General features: G+C 43.3%; 20 protein-coding genes. All 20 read right to left on the reverse strand.

Going from position 1 to position 18,908, the window contains the following annotated elements; genetic code table 11:
• Window positions 1–4 precede the first annotated feature (4 nt).
• The 20 genes from ACP14V_RS08440 to lpxD all read right to left on the reverse strand — a co-directional run bounded on the left by ACP14V_RS08440 (window position 5) and on the right by lpxD (window position 18,899).
• Window positions 5–1,171, reverse strand: a complete 1,167-nt coding sequence (locus tag ACP14V_RS08440) for a vWA domain-containing protein (RefSeq protein ID WP_272610162.1) — start codon at window positions 1,169–1,171, stop codon at window positions 5–7.
• 63 nt (window positions 1,172–1,234) lie between these two features.
• Complete coding sequence (gene hisIE, locus ACP14V_RS08445; protein ID WP_272610163.1) at window positions 1,235–1,834, reverse strand: bifunctional phosphoribosyl-AMP cyclohydrolase/phosphoribosyl-ATP diphosphatase HisIE; 600 nt, start codon at window positions 1,832–1,834, stop codon at window positions 1,235–1,237.
• Between the two features lie 3 nt (window positions 1,835–1,837).
• Window positions 1,838–2,593, reverse strand: coding sequence for an imidazole glycerol phosphate synthase subunit HisF (gene hisF, locus ACP14V_RS08450; protein WP_272610164.1), 756 nt, complete (start codon window positions 2,591–2,593; stop codon window positions 1,838–1,840).
• 13 nt (window positions 2,594–2,606) lie between these two features.
• Entirely contained in the window at window positions 2,607–3,122 is a 516-nt protein-coding gene (locus ACP14V_RS08455; RefSeq protein WP_272610165.1) for a DinB family protein, read from the reverse strand.
• The gene (locus ACP14V_RS08460) at window positions 3,115–3,894 is read right to left on the reverse strand and encodes a 1-(5-phosphoribosyl)-5-[(5-phosphoribosylamino)methylideneamino] imidazole-4-carboxamide isomerase (protein ID WP_272610166.1); all 780 of its coding nucleotides are present in this window, start codon (window positions 3,892–3,894) and stop codon (window positions 3,115–3,117) included. The genes ACP14V_RS08455 and ACP14V_RS08460 overlap by 8 nt, the downstream gene beginning before the upstream one ends.
• Complete coding sequence (locus tag ACP14V_RS08465; protein WP_272610167.1) at window positions 3,891–4,313, reverse strand: GNAT family N-acetyltransferase; 423 nt, start codon at window positions 4,311–4,313, stop codon at window positions 3,891–3,893. Before ACP14V_RS08465 ends, ACP14V_RS08460 begins: the two co-directional genes overlap by 4 nt.
• A 2-nt stretch (window positions 4,314–4,315) precedes the next feature.
• Complete coding sequence (gene hisH, locus ACP14V_RS08470) at window positions 4,316–4,900, reverse strand: imidazole glycerol phosphate synthase subunit HisH (protein WP_272610168.1); 585 nt, start codon at window positions 4,898–4,900, stop codon at window positions 4,316–4,318.
• Between the two features lie 82 nt (window positions 4,901–4,982).
• Entirely contained in the window at window positions 4,983–6,119 is a 1,137-nt protein-coding gene (gene hisB / locus ACP14V_RS08475; protein ID WP_272610169.1) for a bifunctional histidinol-phosphatase/imidazoleglycerol-phosphate dehydratase HisB, read from the reverse strand.
• A complete protein-coding gene (gene hisC, locus ACP14V_RS08480) occupies window positions 6,119–7,168 on the reverse strand; it encodes a histidinol-phosphate transaminase (RefSeq protein ID WP_272610170.1) in 1,050 nt (349 codons plus the stop codon). Before hisC ends, hisB begins: the two co-directional genes overlap by 1 nt.
• The gene (gene hisD / locus ACP14V_RS08485) at window positions 7,165–8,448 is read right to left on the reverse strand and encodes a histidinol dehydrogenase (protein WP_272610171.1); all 1,284 of its coding nucleotides are present in this window, start codon (window positions 8,446–8,448) and stop codon (window positions 7,165–7,167) included. Before hisD ends, hisC begins: the two co-directional genes overlap by 4 nt.
• Window positions 8,448–9,305, reverse strand: coding sequence for an ATP phosphoribosyltransferase (gene hisG / locus ACP14V_RS08490; protein ID WP_272610172.1), 858 nt, complete (start codon window positions 9,303–9,305; stop codon window positions 8,448–8,450). The genes hisD and hisG overlap by 1 nt, the downstream gene beginning before the upstream one ends.
• 202 nt (window positions 9,306–9,507) lie before the next feature.
• On the reverse strand, window positions 9,508–10,323 hold the full coding sequence (locus tag ACP14V_RS08495; RefSeq protein WP_136567190.1) for a prohibitin family protein: 816 nt from the start codon (window positions 10,321–10,323) through the stop codon (window positions 9,508–9,510).
• 13 nt (window positions 10,324–10,336) lie between these two features.
• Window positions 10,337–12,370, reverse strand: coding sequence for a VWA domain-containing protein (locus ACP14V_RS08500; RefSeq protein ID WP_272610173.1), 2,034 nt, complete (start codon window positions 12,368–12,370; stop codon window positions 10,337–10,339).
• Between the two features lie 9 nt (window positions 12,371–12,379).
• Window positions 12,380–13,129 (reverse strand): 3-oxoacyl-[acyl-carrier-protein] reductase, encoded by a 750-nt coding sequence (gene fabG, locus ACP14V_RS08505; RefSeq protein ID WP_272610174.1) that lies wholly within the window; start codon window positions 13,127–13,129, stop codon window positions 12,380–12,382.
• Between the two features lie 108 nt (window positions 13,130–13,237).
• The gene (gene sucD / locus ACP14V_RS08510) at window positions 13,238–14,110 is read right to left on the reverse strand and encodes a succinate--CoA ligase subunit alpha (protein ID WP_136567187.1); all 873 of its coding nucleotides are present in this window, start codon (window positions 14,108–14,110) and stop codon (window positions 13,238–13,240) included.
• Window positions 14,111–14,169: 59 nt separating this feature from the next.
• Window positions 14,170–15,105, reverse strand: a complete 936-nt coding sequence (locus ACP14V_RS08515; protein ID WP_272610175.1) for a UDP-3-O-(3-hydroxymyristoyl)glucosamine N-acyltransferase — start codon at window positions 15,103–15,105, stop codon at window positions 14,170–14,172.
• 6 nt (window positions 15,106–15,111) lie between these two features.
• Complete coding sequence (gene efp / locus ACP14V_RS08520; protein ID WP_136567185.1) at window positions 15,112–15,678, reverse strand: elongation factor P; 567 nt, start codon at window positions 15,676–15,678, stop codon at window positions 15,112–15,114.
• Between the two features lie 4 nt (window positions 15,679–15,682).
• A complete protein-coding gene (gene lpxA, locus ACP14V_RS08525) occupies window positions 15,683–16,468 on the reverse strand; it encodes an acyl-ACP--UDP-N-acetylglucosamine O-acyltransferase (RefSeq protein WP_116218825.1) in 786 nt (261 codons plus the stop codon).
• On the reverse strand, window positions 16,469–17,881 hold the full coding sequence (locus ACP14V_RS08530; protein WP_272610176.1) for a bifunctional UDP-3-O-[3-hydroxymyristoyl] N-acetylglucosamine deacetylase/3-hydroxyacyl-ACP dehydratase: 1,413 nt from the start codon (window positions 17,879–17,881) through the stop codon (window positions 16,469–16,471). It lies immediately after the preceding gene.
• Window positions 17,862–18,899, reverse strand: coding sequence for a UDP-3-O-(3-hydroxymyristoyl)glucosamine N-acyltransferase (lpxD, locus tag ACP14V_RS08535; protein ID WP_136567183.1), 1,038 nt, complete (start codon window positions 18,897–18,899; stop codon window positions 17,862–17,864). The genes ACP14V_RS08530 and lpxD overlap by 20 nt, the downstream gene beginning before the upstream one ends.
• Window positions 18,900–18,908 lie beyond the last annotated feature (9 nt).

Here is an 18,908-nt window from a genome sequence, read left to right on the forward strand (position 1 = left end):
ATCGTTATCCTTTGATTCGTCTTTTTCGGTTTTGTTCGTAATCCTCAAAAATCATTTCACCCAGACCTTTTAGACCTGTATAAAATGCTTTCCCCTTGTTGGCTTTGGTAAACTCCCTCACAAACTGCATCAAATAAGGGTCTTGGGCAATCATGAATGTGGTTATGGGAATATGGAGCTTTCGGGCCTGTTGGGCCATGGCATAGCACTTTTCCACAATATAGTCGTCCAGCCCAACACTGTTTTTGTAATAATCACCATTGGGGAGTCTCAGACAGGAAGGTTTTCCATCTGTGATCATGAAAATCTGTTTGTTGGTATTCCGTTTTCTTCGGAGCATGTCCATGGCCAACTGTAGACCGGCTACGGTATTGGTATGGTATGGCCCTACCTTTAGGTAGGGAAGATCCTTGATGGGAATGGGCCAAGCATCGTTTCCAAAGACCAAAATATCCAAGGTGTCTTTGGGATATCTAGTGGTAATCAATTCCGCCAGGGCCATGGCCACTTTTTTGGCCGGGGTAATCCGGTCTTCACCGTAGAGGATCATACTATGGCTGATATCGATCATCAAGACCGTACTCATCTGGGCCTTATGCTGGGTGTCTTCCACCACAAGGTCATCCTCATTCAACGAGAAGCTGTCGAGTCCATGGTTTACTTGGGCATTTTTAAGACTTTCGGTCATGGAAATATGTTCCAGGGCATCCCCAAAACGATATTCCCGAAATTCTCCCGTATGCTCATCGCCTCTGCCTGATTTTCCGGTTCTATGGTTCCCGGCACCACTGCGCTTGAGTTTTCCGAAGATTTGATCTAAGGCCCGCTGGCGCAACATACGCTCCAACTTGGCGGTGATGGACAAGATACCGCCTCCAGGTCCTTCTTCATCACCTTCCTCGCCTTGCCCCCCTTCGGGATTATCCGTATCAAATTCCTCGCGGATATAGCCTTTTGCCTTGAGGTCCTCTATAAAGTCGTCAATGGTATAGTCGTCATCGGTAAGTTCGTACTCCTTGTCCAACTCCCGGAGCCAGTCCAAAGCCTCTTCCACATCACCTGAAGTATGTGTAATGAGTTCCTGAAAAATCTCAAAGAGTTTTTCGAACGGGGTTTGGTCCGGCGCTTCGTAGGTGGTAAAACGAAACCCTTTTCTTGTATTCATAGCCATTACATAAAATTAACTCATTTTGATCTAATGGCTCAGCGTTTAAAGAAAACTTAACGCTATGGCTTACTTATGCCTTTTTTGGAGGGTATGTACAATATCCTCCAAGGTATATCCCTTGGCCTGAAGCAGAATCAAATAGTGGAAGAGCAAATCGGCACTTTCATTCAAAAATAGTTCTTCATCATTATCCTTGGCCTCGATCACAGTTTCCACAGCTTCCTCACCCACCTTTTGGGCAATCTTGTTGATGCCTTTTCGAAATAGGGAGGCCACATAGCTATCCTGATTTTCCTGGTCGTTCTTTCTGGAGGTGATGATTTGCTCCAAAGTAGATAGAAAACCATAGGTTTGGGTATTTTCCTCGGCCCAGCAGGTATCGGTTCCTTTGTGACAAGTAGGCCCTACAGGATTGACGGACACCAATAGAGTGTCGTTGTCGCAATCACTTTTTATATCGACCAATTCCAAAAAATTACCACTTTCCTCCCCCTTGGTCCATAAACGTTGCTTGCTACGGCTAAAAAAAGTCACCTTTTGGGTCTTTTGGGTGGTATCAAAGGCTTCTTGGTCCATATAGCCCAACATGAGGACATTCTTGGTGTTTGCGTCTTGGATGATGGCGGGTATCAGCCCATCGGGGTTTTTGGTGAAATCTATTTTCATATCCTAAGTTCTTACAGGAATTCCTTCTTCCTTCAGTTCGTTCTTTAAATCCTTTATTTCAATTTCCTTAAAGTGAAATACGCTCGCGGCCAAAGCGGCATCCGCTTTTCCATCTTTAAACGTATCCGCAAAGTGGGGAATGGTCCCGGCTCCACCCGAGGCAATGATGGGAATGTTCACCAACTCGGATAATTTGGCCAGCGCCTCATTGGCAAAGCCATTTTTGGTGCCATCGTGGTCCATGGAGGTGAACAGGATTTCCCCCGCACCGCGTTGTTCCACTTCCTTGGCCCATTCAAAAAGGTCCATTTCCGTGGGGACTTTGCCGCCAACCAAGTGAACTATCCACTGTCCATTAATTTGTTTGGCGTCTATGGCCACTACAATACATTGGGAACCAAATTTGGCCACCAGTTCATTGATCAGCTCAGGCCGTTTCACCGCCGAAGAATTGATGGAGACCTTATCCGCACCATTTTTTAGAAGGATATCCACATCCTCAACCGATGAGATGCCCCCACCTACGGTAAAGGGAATGTTGATGGTTTCGGCAACGTGGTACACCAACTCCGCCAAGGTCTTTCGTTTCTCCTCGGTGGCCGAAATATCCAAGAACACCAACTCATCGGCTCCTTCTTGGGCGTAGATGGCCGCCAGTTCCACAGGGTCCCCTGCATCACGCAAGTCCACAAAATTGACGCCCTTTACGGTTCTTCCGTCCTTGATGTCCAAACAGGGTATGATACGTTTTGTAAGCATATGGGTCTAAACGTTATTCATTTTTAATATTCAAGTCTACATTTTTATAGAACCCCAAATCGGTATCCTTCAACAATTTGGTCCATAGGGCTATCTGCCCGGTATGATAGGATAAATGCTCCGCAACGTGAATGATATTGCCCACCCCAGAAAATTGGAATCCTTGCACCGCTCTTTTTCGCAACAATTCTTCCAAGGGAGCTTCATAAAAGGCCCTCTTGGCCTCATCAATGGTATCACTGAGCTTTTGTATAAGCTCGGCCTTGGTGAACCCGGAAGAAACAGAAAACTCCTCATCACGTGCACGGGTATCCTCCAAATTCTGGATGGAGGCAATCCCATATTGGGTAATGTTGCCACAAAGGTGTAGGATAAGGTTTCCTATGCTGTTGGCCGATGCATTAGGCTTGTTCCAGATATCGGATTCCGAAAGTTGGTCCAGACAGATTTTGATCATGCGTAGGCTTTCGTCCATGCGATAGCCTATATTCCAGATGAGTTCTTCCTGAAGTTGTTTTTCCTTATCCATTTTGAAGAATATAAGCTTCCAATTGCTTTAAACTGATTCGGTTTTCATAGATGGCCTTGCCAATAATGGTGCCCTCGCAGCCCATTTCGGCTAGTTTGGGCAGTTCGTCAAAAGTTGAAATACCACCACTGGCAATAAGGTTGATGCCGATTACCTCTTTGTCTTCCACACCGCTTCCTGAGACCACAGTCTCATGTTTCATGGTCTTGGAGATGATTTTTTTATAGAGTTCAAAAGAAGGCCCTTCCAACATGCCGTCTTTGCCAATGTCTGTGCAAATCACATATCGGATTCCCTTCTTTTGGTAAGACTGGATAAAAGGAACCAATTCTTGATCGGATTCCTCCTGCCAGCCCGAAACCGCCACTTTTTCATCTTGGGCATCGGCCCCAAGAATGATCTTGCGGTGGCCATAATTCTCCAACCACCCCAAAAAAACGTCCGAATTCTTAACAGCAATGCTCCCTCCTGTTATTTGATGGGCGCCACTTTCAAAAGCGATGTGCAGGTCTTCATCGGTCTTTAGGCCACCCCCAAAGTCAATCTTTAGGCTGGTTTTGGAAGCAATGCTTTCCAACACCTTGTGGTTGACGATATGCTTGGATTTCGCTCCATCCAAATCCACCAAATGGAGGTTTTGAATTCCATGGGCCTCAAACTCCTTGGCCACTTCCACGGGGTCTTCATTGTAAATTTTCTTGGTGTTGTAATCCCCTTTGGAAAGGCGAACACATTTCCCTTCAATAATATCTATAGCTGGAATCAGTCTCATTCGTAATCGTATTTAGCGTTGTCCATGGCCATCCACATGGTGGAGTCCCCTATTTTTTTAAATCCCAATGGTTCATAAAGTCCATGGGCGTCCATGGTCTTCAATCCAACGGTGAGAACCGCTTTGATATCCGGGTGTTCCAAGATAGTACTCACCAGTTTTTTACCCAATCCCTTTCCTTTGTGTGGTTCAAAAATGATGACATCCATAAGGTACGCAAAAACCACTTTGTCAGTCAGTATACGGGCAAAACCCACTTGTTCACCATCGTTGGTGTATACCCCAAAACACAGGCAGGTATCAATGGTCTTTTGGGTCATTTCCGGGGTTCTATAGCCACCCCAATAGGTAGATTTCACCTCTTGGTGGATTCTGGGGACATCCAATTTTTCCTTGTCCGATGAGATATAGTACTCCATGATCAAATCACCGTTAAAAAGTTCTCCAAAATGGTACTGCCCACCTCACTGCTCTTTTCCGGGTGGAATTGCACCCCATAAAAATTATCTTTCTGTAATGCAGCACTGTAGGGCAATGCGTAATCGGATTCTGCAATGGTATCCTCACCCTTTGGGGCATAAAAACTGTGCACCAGATAGATATAGGATTCTTCAGGTACTCCCTTGAACAAATCCGATTGGAGTTCCGTAATCTGGTTCCATCCAATTTGGGGTACTTTTACGGTATTGGGAAACTTAACCACGTCCAGGTCAAAAATACCCAAGCCCGTTGTATTTCCTTCTTCTGAGGAGCTGCACATGAGCTGCATACCAAGACATATGCCTAAAACAGGTTGCTTCAGTGTGGGAATGAGCTTGTCCAAACCAGTGTCCCGAAGCTTGGCCATGGCCGAACTGGCCTCTCCCACGCCAGGGAAGATAACCTTGTCCGCTTGCTTGATTTCTTCGGCATCATGGCTCAAGACCGCCTCAAAACCCAAGCGTTGTATGGCAAACTTTATGCTCTGGATATTTCCTGCGCCGTAATCGATTATCACCAACTTCATCTACATTAATTTTTTTATGTCATTTGGAACGTATTAAGAAATCTAGATTTCTCAGTCGCAAACTCCTTCGAAATGACCTAGTTTATAATAAACCCTTGGTTGAGGGTAATACCATTTTCTCGGCATCCCGTTTCACAGCCATTTTAATGGACTTGGCAAAAGCTTTGAAAATAGCCTCTATTTTGTGGTGTTCATTGTCACCTTCGGCCTTAACGTTCAAATTGGCCTTGGCTCCATCCGTGAAGGATTTAAAGAAATGCAGGAACATTTCGGTAGGCATATCCCCTACTTTTTCCCTTTTGAACTCAGCATCCCATACCAGCCAATTTCTTCCACCGAAATCAATGGCCACCTGCGCCAAGCAATCGTCCATGGGCAAGCAAAAACCGTAGCGTTCTATGCCCAATTTATTGCCCAAGGCTTTTGAAAAAACTTCCCCCAAAGCAATGGCCGTATCTTCAATGGTATGGTGTTCGTCCACTTCCAAATCACCATTCACCTTGATGTCCAAATCCATTTGTCCATGACGGGCCAATTGGTCCAACATATGATCAAAGAAGGCCAATCCTGTTTGGATGTTACCTTTTCCGGTCCCATCCAGGTTCAACTTGATTTGGATGTCCGTTTCATTGGTCTTTCTTGAAATTTCACCAATACGGTTCTCGAGTTTTAAAAACTCATAGATTTTTTCCCAGTCATTGCTCTCCAAGGCGATATAATCGTCCAATTCCTCCCGCTTTACCGTAATCTCTCCTGTTCCCAAATGGGTGTCATCATTGATGAAGATTCCCTTCGCCCCTAAATTTTTGGCCAATTCCACATCGGTCAAGCGATCTCCGATCACGAAGGAATTTTCCAAATCATAGGCATCGGAAAAATAAGAAGTCAACATCCCTGTTCCCGGTTTTCTAGTGTTGGCATTGTCCTTGGGAAAGGTTTTATCAATAAATACTTGGTCGAAAACCACTCCTTCATTCTCAAAAGATTTCATGATAAAATTGTGTACCGGCCAAAAGGTATCTTCTGGAAAAATATCCGTACCCAAACCATCTTGATTGGTGATCATGACCAACTCATAATCCAGTTCTTTGGCAATTTTTCCCAGAAACGTGAAGGCCTTGGGGTAAAAAATCATTTTTTCAAATGCATCAATCTGTTCGTCGGCCGTTTCCTTTATAATGGTTCCATCACGATCAATAAATAATACTTTCTTGCCCATTATGGTAGTTGTTTTAAAATGGCTATCAGTGTTTTGTTCTCTTCGGGAGTCCCAACGGTAAACCGAAGGGTATCTTCACATAAAGGTTGGGTGCTTCTATTGCGCACCACTACTTTTTGCCCCAATAATTGTTGATATCGTTTATTGGCATCATCCACCTTGACCAATACAAAATTAGCATCTGTTGGATAGATTTCCTGTACAAAAGCCAATGCTTTTAATGCTTCGGTCAATGATGCCCGTTCTCTTAGTATTTTTTCAACTTCAGAGGCAACCGCATCTTGATTCAACAGACGCTGCAAGGCTTGCTGCTGTGTAAGTTGATTCACATTATAGGGTGGTTTGATCTTGTTTAAAATGGCAATGATTTCTTCCGAGGCATAACAAATCCCCAGTCGAATCCCCGCCAAACCATAGGCTTTGGAAAGGGTTTGGGTCACTATCAAATTGGGATAATCTGTCAATTTGCCAACCCAACTCTCTTCTTCTGAAAAATCAATGTAGGCTTCATCGATTACCACTAGTCCTGGAAAAGATTCCAATAATTGTTGCACCTTATCCACCGTAAAGGTGTTTCCAGTGGGGTTATTTGGCGAACAAATAAATAATAACTTGGTATTCCCATCCACCGCTTTCAGGGTTTCAGGGATATTGGGTTCAAAATCCGGTGTCAACAATACCTCTCTGTTCTCCACCGCATTGATACCTGCCAGAACCTTGTACATGCCATACGTGGGGGGCAAAGTGATGATGTTGTCCCGATTGGGTTCACAAAATGCCCTATAGATAAGATCCAATACTTCATCACTTCCATTTCCCAGAAGCATGTTGCTCTCAGAAACTCCTTTTTGTTCGGCCAAGAGTGATTTTAGGCTTCGTTGGTAGGGGTCTGGATAGCGATTGACGCCGTTCTCAAACGGATTTTCATTGGCATCCAAGAAAATCATTTCAGAACCGTCCGAAACATATTCATCCCGCGCGGAAGAATAGGGTTTTAATTGGTCCACGGATTCCCTTACCATATTTTTTATATTGAAAACAGCTCTCATTGTAAACTTTTTAATCTTAGGGTCACTGCATTTTTGTGTGCTTGGAGACCTTCTGCTTCGGCCATGAGTTCTATGGCACTTCCAATTCTTTTTATGCCTTCTTCGGATATTTTTTGAAAGGTCATGCTTTTCATGAAACTGTCCAGGTTCACTCCACTGTACTGCTTGGCATACCCATTGGTGGGCAGGGTGTGATTGGTCCCCGAAGCGTAGTCCCCAGCGCTTTCCGGGGTATAGTTTCCGATAAACACCGAACCGGCATTTTGGATTCCGTCAAGGTAAAAACCCTCATTTTCCACACATACAATAAAGTGTTCAGGGCCATATTCATTGATTAAATCCAAGGCTTCTTGGTCATTCTTTACCTGAATCAGTTTGCTGTTGGCAATAGCTTTTTCAGCAATGGAAGCCCTGGGCAACACTTTTAGCTGAGTCTCGATTTCCTCCTCTACAGCATTGATCAAATTTTCTGAGGTTGATACCAAAATCACCTGACTATCAGCTCCATGTTCGGCCTGACTCAACAAATCTGACGCTACAAAAGCTGGATTGGCCGTATCATCTGCCACCACCAAAAGTTCACTAGGTCCGGCAGGCATGTCAATGGCAATCCCATACTTGGTGGCCAGTTGCTTGGCCACGGTAACAAATTGGTTTCCAGGGCCAAAGATTTTATAGACTTTAGGGATGGATTCCGTGCCGAAGGTCATTCCCGCAATGGCTTGTATGCCCCCTACCTTATAGATCTGCGTTACACCACAAAGTTGTGCGGTATACAAAATGGCGGGGTTGATTTCCCCTTTCTTGTCTGGAGGCGTGCAGAGTACAATTTCTGTGCAACCTGCCAATTTCGCTGGAATGGCCAACATCAAAATAGTGGAAAACAGTGGCGCGGAACCTCCAGGGATGTACAATCCAACTTTTTGGATGGGACGCTTTTCCTGCCAGCAGGATACCCCGGGCATGGTTTCCGCTTCTACCCTTTCCGTACGTTGCGCCGCGTGGAACTTTTCAATGTTCGCCTTGGCCAGATCTATAGCTTGTTTTAAATCTTCAGAAACAAGCGCTGACGCTTTTTTTATCTCATCAGAAGAAACCCTGCAGTCATTAAGGGCAACCCCATCAAAGCGTTCCGTATATTTTTTGACAACAGAATCCCCTCCGGATTTCACCTCTTCAAAGATGGTATTGACGGTACCCTCAATATCGGATACCGTTTGGGTGGGTCTTTTTAAAATTCCTTCCCAATTTTCTCGTTCTGGAAAATCTATTCGCTTCACTACAGTACCATTTTTTCAATAGGACATACTAAAATTCCTTCGGCTCCGGCTTGTTTCAGGGCATCGATGACTTCCCAAAAGGTATCTCTTGTGATGACAGAATGTACGGAGCTCCAGCCCTCTTCTGCCAACGGCAATACTGTTGGACTACGCATTCCGGGCAAAAGCGAAATGATTTCATCCAACTTGTCATTGGGTGCGTTCAGCAATACATATTTGTTTTGGCGTGCTTGTAACACCGATTTTATCCTGAATTGGATTTTCTTCAGAATCTCCAAACGCTCTTTGGATATGGTAGGCGATACCGCCAAGACTGCCTCACTGGTCAGGATCACATCGACCTCTTTTAAATTGTTCTTGAAGAGGGTGCTTCCGCTGGAAACAATATCACAGATACCATCGGCCAATCCAATGTTGGGGGCAATTTCCACGGAACCGTTAATAATGTGCAAATCTGCCGTAACACCTTTGGATTTCAGATATTCATTTACCGTATTGGGATAGGAAGTGGCTATCTTTTTGCCTTCCAAGTCTTTTACGGAGTTATACTTTACGCCTTTCGGAACCGCCAAGGACACCCTGCATTTGGAAAAGTTCAGTTTTTCAATAACGGAAATATCCTGCCCTTTTTCCACCAGTACATTTTCCCCAATGATGGCAATGTCCACTACCCCATCCCTTAGGTATTGGGGAATATCTCCATTGCGAAGGTAAAATACCTCCAAGGGGAAATTTCGGGCGGTAGCTTTGAGTTGATCTTTTCCATTGTCTATGGAAATGCCACAATCCTTTAAAATAGCGAGGGAATCCTCATTTAACCGGCCACTTTTTTGAACCGCGATCCTAATCTTTGTCATTACTCTTTTTTTGGTGTTCAACAACCCAAACGGGCACAAAAACAAAACCCGTTTGATTTCTCAAACGGGTTAGAATATATTTTTGGTTACAGCAATACATCTCTACCTCGCTTGAGAGCAAGTGTAAAAATGATGATGTACGTTTTTGTTTCTCATTATGGAATCAAAAGTAGGACATATTTTTTTATCAAAAAAGACTTATTTAGTTATTTCCCAAAATTAGGGGCAAACCATCGTCTCCAGACCCCACCACTACCACTTTTGCATTGGGGGATTCGGCAAGTTTCAATGTAGCTTCAATACCCTTGTCCTGTAATATCTTATCTGTCAGGGAAGCACTCAGAATCTTGTTGGCATCCGCTTTTCCTTGTGCTTCGATTCGAACTTTTTCCGCTTCCTTTTGGGCAGTGACCAATCTAAATTCATACTCCAAGGACTCTTGTTCCTGTTTTAGCTTTCGTTCGATGGCATCCTTGATGGTGGGCGGCAAGGTTACATCACGTACCAAAACTTCATTCAGTTGAATGTATTGGTCATCCACAATTTTTTGGGTTTCCTCAAAGATTTCCTGTTGAATGGCATCCCGTTTACTGGAATACAATTGTTCCGGGGTATATCGTCCCACCACACTACGGGCTGCAGAACGAATGGCAGGTAATAGGACACGCTCTATATATTGTTCACTTTTTTCTTGGTGCAATTTCCCAAGCTCGTCATATTTTGGTTGAAACCACACAGAGGCTTCAAGTTTTATATCTAGACCATTTGAAGAAAGCACATTCATTTTCTCCAACTTTTCTTGCTGTCGAACCTCATACACAAACACTTTGTTCCATGGAGCAACCAAGTGGAATCCTTCGCCCAAGGGCGGCTCATCGGTGACCACACCCCCACCAAAATATTTATAGAGAACCCCGGCCTCCCCGGAACCGATGGTCACTGTAGACCTAGAAATAAATATGATAAGAAAAATAATGCCCGCTAAGGCTGGTAAAGCAATCTTTGGTAATCTATCCATGGTTTTATAACATTTAAATTAATCCATTGTATTTTCTGATGAACCATTCCAAAGTAAGGGTTAGGGCCATCAATCCAAGTAGTATACGGAAATCTATTAAAGATACAATATTCTGTTTGCTCTTTTGCACCGGAAGATATTGTTGTGCAGTAGACAAATCATCCGAAAGTGTTTGCAAATCCTTGGGAAAATAAAGCTTGCCCATAGTGTTGTTGGCCAAACGGCCCAGCTTGCCGTAATTGGCTCCCATATGTTGCTTTTCAGGATTAAAATCCAAAATCTTAAACTGTCCGGATTGTTTTAAATTTTCGCCTGTTACGCTCACAGTGAATTGGTATTCCCCCGCTTCCAAATCACTTAAATCAACTTCAAAAAAATTGCCCTTTTGTAGCATGGGGGACCTACGTACAAAATTGTTTTCTTTACCTTGAATGTCAATATTAAGGTTGGTATTGGAATCAAATTGGTAGCTCTCGTCAAAATAGGAAGCCCGTATAAGTGCCAAGCTTGGACTATCAAAAACCAGGTTGTAGTCCAATTCCAGTCGGTTGCGTTGCCCACTATTGGCTAAATACACCATCAGTTTTCCTATAAAGGCGTCAAAACTTTCAAAGTTTTCGTGGCTTCGGTAAGTTTGGGCTCGCCATTTCCAAATGTTTTCCCCAAAAAGGACTGCTTCTCGCTGACTTCCATCGGTTAAAACTGCAAATAAAGGTTGGTCCAAATTAACTCCCCTGATTTGTTGAAACAGTAAAACCTCCCCGTTTTTATTGAGTTGGATATCTCCCAACGCTCCATTCAAAGGAGGAAATCCGCTAGTATCAAAATCTTCTAGACCAAATGTTCGGAAGGAATTATTTCGAACTGGCAAAATATCCTCGGATTGAGTGCTGTTCGCTTTTTGAAACGCTTTTTGCGCCCTATTTAAAAAGTTCCAATCCGTATGCTTCCCTGTAACTGTGAAGGTGCTCACTTTTGATTTGGAAACATGGTCGTAGACATTGGCAAAAGCCCTTGTAGGCTGATAGAGAATCAAAAGATCGGCTTCATCTAGAGTGTTGGAAGAAACATTGGGTCCATGTAACGTTACCGAACGTTGTTCGTTTGCTTCAATGGATTTTTTTAGAGCGCCAATATCTGGATGAAGCAAATCTGAAATAATCATCACCTTGGTCCGCTCATCTATGACCTCTATGGCCGTTTCCTTCTGGTTATTGATAGTGTTCTTTTCATTACTTAGATTTTCCACTTCAATCCGTATGGTTTTCACCCCAACACTTTGAGCCTCCAACAAAGCATGCACGGTTTGACTGTTCTTTGTGTCATTTAGTGTTACTTGTTGTCGGTGAACGGTTTTTCCATCCAAAGAAATGGTCATTGTCTTGGAAACGGCTGTTTTTCCATTGTACAGGATGGTCGTTTCAACTGGAAACTTATTGTTGAGAAACGCATAGGTATTGGTGTTGGTGAGTCCGATGGAAATGTCTTCATAGGCCGTAGTGTCCCCAATCACAATAGGGTTTATAGAAATGTTTTCTCCAAGGTTGAGATGTTCATAATCCCTGCCCAACGTTTGGTTGCCATCCGTTATAAGCACTACGGCGTTGTTCCCATTCACAAAAATTTCATCTACGGTAGAAATAGCAGCGGCAATGTCGGTACTCTTTTTATTTAACCCAAGGGAATCCATAGGACGGATATCTTTACCAAAGGCGTATTGATGAACCTCAAAACGCTCTTTAAGGTTTTGGTTATCTGAAAGGGTTTGCAACATCCCAGAAAGATTGTCTTGGGATTGGGCCTGAAGCATGGATGATGAATCATCGACCAATACAATCAGGTTCGCCTTTTCCAAAAAATAATCTCTATTGACAAACTTGGGATTGATCAACAATAGAAGGCCGCAGAACAAGGTTAGAAACCGTAATGCGGCCAGTATTATCTTTAGCGATCCCTTTCTAGGGTTTTTGAAGAAATATTGATAGACTACCAAGGAAAGCGCGGCAATCGCTGCAAGAACAATAAGGAGTACCGTGCGCAATTCCATGCAGTTCTTTTAGGTTAGCATGCCACCGTCCACACTTAAAACTTGTCCGGTAACATAATCTGAAAGGTCCGATGCCAAAAACAGACAGGCATTGGCAACATCTTCTGGTTTTCCACCGCGTTTCAATGGAATGGCATCTCGCCAACCCTGAACCGTTTTCTCATCCAACTTGTCTGTCATTTCGGTTTCAATAAAACCGGGAGCAATGGCATTGCAGCGAATGTTTCTGGAACCTAATTCAAGTGCGATAGATTTTGTGAACCCAATCATTCCGGCTTTTGAGGCGGCATAATTGGCCTGTCCGGCATTTCCTTTTATACCCACAACACTACTCATGTTGATAATGGAACCTTTCCGTTGTTTCAACATGGTGCGTTGTACCGCCTTGGTCATATTAAATACAGACTTTAGGTTGATTTCGACTACCGAGTCAAAATCTTCCTCACCCATACGCATCAACAGATTGTCCTTGGTGATTCCTGCATTGTTGATCAATACATCGATTCTCCCATCAAAATCTTCCAAGACCTGTGCCACCAAAGCTTCAGAGTCTTCATAGCTGGCCGCATTACTTTTATAAGCTTTGGCTTTTACGCCCATGTCCTCCAACTCTTTTTGTAATTCCAATGCAGGGGCTTCACTGGAACTATAGGTGAATGCCACATTGGCGCCGTGTTGTCCAAATATTTGGGCTATCCCTTTTCCAATTCCTCTACTTGCCCCTGTGATAATTACATTTTTGCCTTCCAAAAGTTTCATAAGATGATCGTGTTTGAATGGTTATCTACCAAATATAGTTGTTGTTTTATGTTTTGCCGAAAAAAAATCCCGCTTTGCACGGGATTTAGAATAGTTTTAACGGTTGGTCTAGCCAACCACTTCTTTAACTTTAATACCGATTTCTGCGGGGGAATCCACTACATGGATACCGCATTCCCTCATGATTCGCTTCTTGGCCTGTGCAGTATCGTCACTACCTCCTACAATGGCTCCGGCATGTCCCATGGTGCGTCCAGCTGGTGCAGTTTCCCCAGCAATAAATCCTACTACGGGTTTTTTACTGCCACTTTGTTTGTACCATTTGGCGGCATCGCCTTCCAATTGACCACCAATCTCTCCAATCATAACCACACATTCTGTTTCAGGGTCGTTGATTAAAAGCTCTAGGGCTTGTTTGGTGGTGGTTCCGATTATAGGGTCCCCGCCTATTCCAATGGCGGTAGTAATGCCCAATCCTTGACGTACAACTTGGTCGGCAGCCTCATAGGTTAATGTTCCTGATTTGGAAACAATGCCCACATGTCCTTTTTTAAAGACAAATCCTGGCATGATGCCTACCTTGGCTTCACCGGGAGTAATTACCCCAGGGCAGTTTGGACCTACCAATGTACAGTCCTTATCTTTTATATAATCGTTGGCCTTTACCATATCGGCAACGGGAATCCCTTCCGTAATGGTAATGATGACCTTGATGCCTGCATCGGCAGCTTCCATAATAGCATCTGCAGCAAAGGCTGGCGGAACAAAAATAATAGTAGTGTCCGCACCTGCTTTTTGAACAGCTTCTTGAACCGTATTGAAAACAGGTTTTCCCAAATGTTCCTGTCCTCCTTTTCCGGGAGTGACACCACCTACAACATTGGTTCCGTATTCTATCATTTGTCCGGCATGGAATGTTCCTTCGCTACCGGTAAAACCTTGTACAATTATTTTTGAATCTTTGTTTACTAAGACGCTCATATGTTAAACTTAATTAGGTGTAAAAATAGGCTTTGCTATGCGTTTTGTCTATTGTTTTTTTAATTCTTTTTCAATTTTTCAAGGATTTCGGGGATTTTCTTAACCAAGGCCATTTGTTTTAGTTTATCACGGGCTTCTTCAGCTGGACTGCCAAAATAGGTCTTGCCGCCTTCCAAGGATTTGGCCACACCGGTCTGGGCCAGAATCACGGCTTTTTTTCCAATAGTGATCGCGCTTGTAACCCCTACTTGCCCCCACATGGTAACTTCATCTTCTAGAACAACACATCCAGCAATCCCCACATGAGAAGCAATTAAGCATTTCTTACCAATAACGGTATCATGTCCTATTTGGATTTGGTTGTCTAATTTCGAGTGAGTTTTAATTATTGTATCGCCTGTAACTCCGCGATCAATGGTACAAGATGCCCCGATATCCACATAATCCTCAATGACGACTCTACCACCAGACAGTAATTTGTCAAAACCTTCTGGGCGGTTTTTGTAGTAAAATGCATCTGAACCCAATACTGTTCCTGCGTGGATGGTCACATTGTTGCCAATGATGCAATGGTCATATATGGTGACATTGGGATGAATCATGCAATTTTCACCAATCGTAACATGATTTCCAATAAAAACGTTGGGTTGTATAATGGTTCCCTTGCCAATTTCAGCAGTCTCGGAAATGGCCATACTCGAGCTCTGAAAAGGCCTAAAATGGCGGGTCAGTTTGTTAAAATCCCGATATGGATCATCAGAAACCAACAGCGCTTTTCCTTCGGGGCAATCCACCGTTTTGTTGATGAGCACCACTGAGGCTTTTGATTCAAGTGCCTTATCATAATATTTTGGGTGATCCACAAATACAATATCCCCTTCTTCCACCACATGGATTTCATTCATTCCCAAAATGGGAAATGATTCCTCCCCAACAAATTCCGAGTCTATGATTTCGGAAACCTCTTTTAAGGTATGAACCCTTGGAAATTTCATGTTCTGCTACTCTTTGGCACGTTCCAAATAGGCACCTTTTTCCGTATCTACCTTTATTTTGTCTCCTTCATTGATAAAAAGAGGCACATTAATACGGGCACCTGTTTCAACAGTGGCTGGTTTGGTGGCGTTTGTGGCGGTGTTTCCCTTTACTCCCGGTTCGGTATGGGTCACCTCCAATATAACACTTGCAGGCATTTCCACTGAAAGTGGCATATTGTCCTCTGCATTAAAAATGATGGTAACCACTTCGCCTTCCTTCAATAGGTCTGGAGCATCCAGAGCATCTCTTTGCAACGCAATCTGGTTGTAATCGTCCGTATTCATGAAGTGAAAGGTCTCCCCTTCTGGATACAAATACTGATAGGAACGGGTTTCTACCCGAACATCCTCTATTTTATGACCTGCCGAAAATGTATTGTCGAGAACCTTACCCGTTGTGACACTTTTCAATTTTGTGCGGACAAAGGCCGGGCCTTTTCCAGGTTTTACGTGAAGAAACTCCACAATTTTGTAGATATCATGGTTGAATCGAATGCACAACCCTTTGCGAATATCAGAAGTACTTGCCATATAATTAATTTGAACTAAAATAACCTTTCATGATTCCTCTTTGCGAATCCCTGATGAACTGAAGTATCTCATCGCGTTCAGGGGTGGCTTCCATCTCTGCTTCTATAATGGATGCCGCTTGGGAATTGTTGTAGTTTTTTTGATATAAAATACGGTAGATGTTTTGTATCTCCCTTATTTTTTCTGCCTCAAAACCTCTTCTTCTAAGACCGATGGAGTTGATGCCAACATAGGAAAGTGGTTCCCGTGCTGCCTTAACAAAAGGAGGAACATCTTTACGGACCAAGGAACCTCCTGTTACGAAGGCATGGTTGCCAATGGATACAAATTGATGCACTGCTACCATTCCAGCTAAAACCACATTTTGGCCAATGGTCACATGACCTGCCAAAGTGGAATTATTGCTAAAAATACACCCATCTCCCACAATACAGTCGTGGGCAACGTGACAATAGGCCATAATGAGGCAGTTGTTTCCAATGACCGTTTTCATGCGGTCCGAAGTCCCTTTATTTATAGTGGCACACTCCCTGATTGTAGTGTTGTCACCAATGTGGACTGTTGTGTCCTCACCTTGATATTTTAAATCTTGGGGCATGGCGGATATAATGGCACCTGGAAAAATGTTACAGTTTTTACCAATTCTAGCACCTTCCATGATGGTAACATTGGAACCAATCCAAGTTCCTTCACCAATCGTCACATTGTTGTGAATGGTTGTAAAAGGCTCGATTACCACATTTTTGGCAATCTTGGCCCCAGGGTGTACATATGCAAGAGGTTGGTTCATCTAAGAGTCTGTGTTTTTGGTTTTTACAATTTGGGCCATCAATTCGGCTTCGGAAACCAATCTTCCGTTGGCATAGGCATAGGCTTGCATATGACAGATACCGCGTCGGATTGGGGAGATCAAATCGCATTTAAATATTAAAGTGTCCCCAGGTACCACTTGTTGCTTAAACTTAACATTGTCAATCTTCATGAAGAAGGTCAAGTAGTTTTCTGGATCGGGAACGGTGCTCAGCACCAAAATTCCTCCTGTTTGTGCCATGGCCTCAACTTGGAGTACCCCAGGCATCACTGGAGCACCCGGAAAATGTCCCACAAAGAAAGGTTCATTCATGGTCACATTCTTTACTCCCACTACATGGGTGTCTGAAAGCTCCAAAATCTTATCCACCAATAAAAAAGGCGGCCTATGTGGCAACATCCCCATAATTTTGGTCACATCCATTAGGGGTGTTTGGTTCAAATCATAGGTGGGAACTTTGTTCCTTTTTTCAATTTTGATGATTTTGGACAGTTTTTTGGCAAACTGGGTATTTACAAAGTGTCCTGGCTTATTGGCAATGACCTTACCGCGAATCCGGGTTCCGGCCAAGGCTAAATCCCCAACTACATCCAATAGCTTATGCCTTGCGGCTTCATTGGGATAGTGCAAGGTTAGATTGTCCAGAATACCATTGGGCTTCACGGACAACTTTTTCTTATTGAAGGCTTTTTCGAGTTTTTTCATAGTAGACTCGGAAATCTCCTTGTCTACATAGACTATGGCATTGTTCAGATCACCACCTTTTATAAGACCATGCTCCAAAAGCATTTCAAGCTCATGAAGAAAGCTAAAGGTACGTGCGTTTGCAATTTGATCCTTAAAATCAGAAATATGTTCCAAGGTAGCGTTTTGGGTTCCCAATACCTTTGTGCCAAAATCCACCATGGTAGTGATTTGGTAGTGGTCGGATGGGATTACGGTAATTTCGCTTCCAGTGGTTTCATCTTTATAGGAGATGACGTCCTTAACTATATATTCTTCACGCTCTTGGTCTTGTTCCACAATGCCTGCATCTTCCAGTGCTTTTACAAAAAACTTGGAAGACCCATCCATGATAGGAGGTTCTGGAGCATCAAGTTCAATCATGACATTATCTATATCCAACCCTACCAAGGCGGCAAGCACATGCTCTGAAGTTTGGATTTTCACTCCATTCTTTTCCAGGTTGGTGCCCCGTTGTGTATTTACCACATAATTGGCATCGGCCTCAATAATGGGTTCCCCCTCAAGGTCTACCCGTTTAAAGGCAAAGCCATGATTTTCCCTTGCAGGTAGAAAGCTCATGGTTACGTTTTCTCCTGTGTGCAACCCTACACCTTGCAGGGTCACTTTCTTTTCAATGGTGCGTTGCTTATTGCTTGTTTTGCTCACCTTCAACCTTTTTTTCTATGTTGGAGATTTGATTTACCAGTTTTGGTAAATTCTTGAAGTGTACGTATGATTTATTGAAGTCGCCGTAGTTTAATGCAGGGGATCCCTGAAGCACTTCGTCGTCTTTCACATTCCGTCCTATTCCTGATTGTGCCTGAATCTTGACCCTATCCCCTATGGTTATATGGCCCACGATTCCAACTTGTCCGCCAATGAGGCAGTTTTTTCCAATTTTGGTAGACCCTGCAATACCGGTTTGCGCTGCAATGGCGGTATGCTCACCAATTTCAACATTGTGTGCAATCTGTATTTGATTGTCCAGCTTTACGCCTTTCCGTAAAATGGTGGAACCCAAGGTAGCCCTGTCAATGGTAGTGCCCGCCCCTACATCTACGTTGTCTTCCAAGATAACATTACCGGTTTGGGGCACTTTGCTGTATTCGCCATTGGCATTTGGAGTGAATCCAAAGCCATCTGCCCCAATAATTACACCACTGTGAATTACACAATGATTTCCTATAATGGATTCTGAGTATATTTTGGCTCCTGCAAATACTGTGACATGGTTCCCAATGGTAACATTATCGCCAATATATACATTGGGGTAAATTTTTACATTGTCCCCAATTTTTACATTTTCCCCCAAATAGGAGAAAGCTCCAAAGTAAAAACCTTCACCATAAATGGCATTACCAGATATAAAAGAAGGGCTTTCTATGCCCACTTTGTTGTTCTTCACCTGGTTATAATATTCCAATAATTTGGAAAAGGATTTATAGGCATCCTCTACTTTTATCAAAGTTGTAGACAAGGATTGCTCTGGCACAAAATCCTTATTTACGATAGTAATAGAGGCTTTGGTGGAGTAAATATAAGAGGTGTATTTAGGATTGGCCAAAAAGGTTAGAGAGCCTTTTTCACCCTCTTCAATTTTGGATAATTTATGCACGGCGATTTGAGGATTTCCCTCAACTTCACCCTCTAATATTCCTGCAATTTGGGTAGCCGTAAATTTCATTTGTGCAAA

The organism is Flagellimonas alvinocaridis, from assembly GCF_965248585.1.
Lineage (GTDB): Bacteria > Bacteroidota > Bacteroidia > Flavobacteriales > Flavobacteriaceae > Flagellimonas > Flagellimonas alvinocaridis.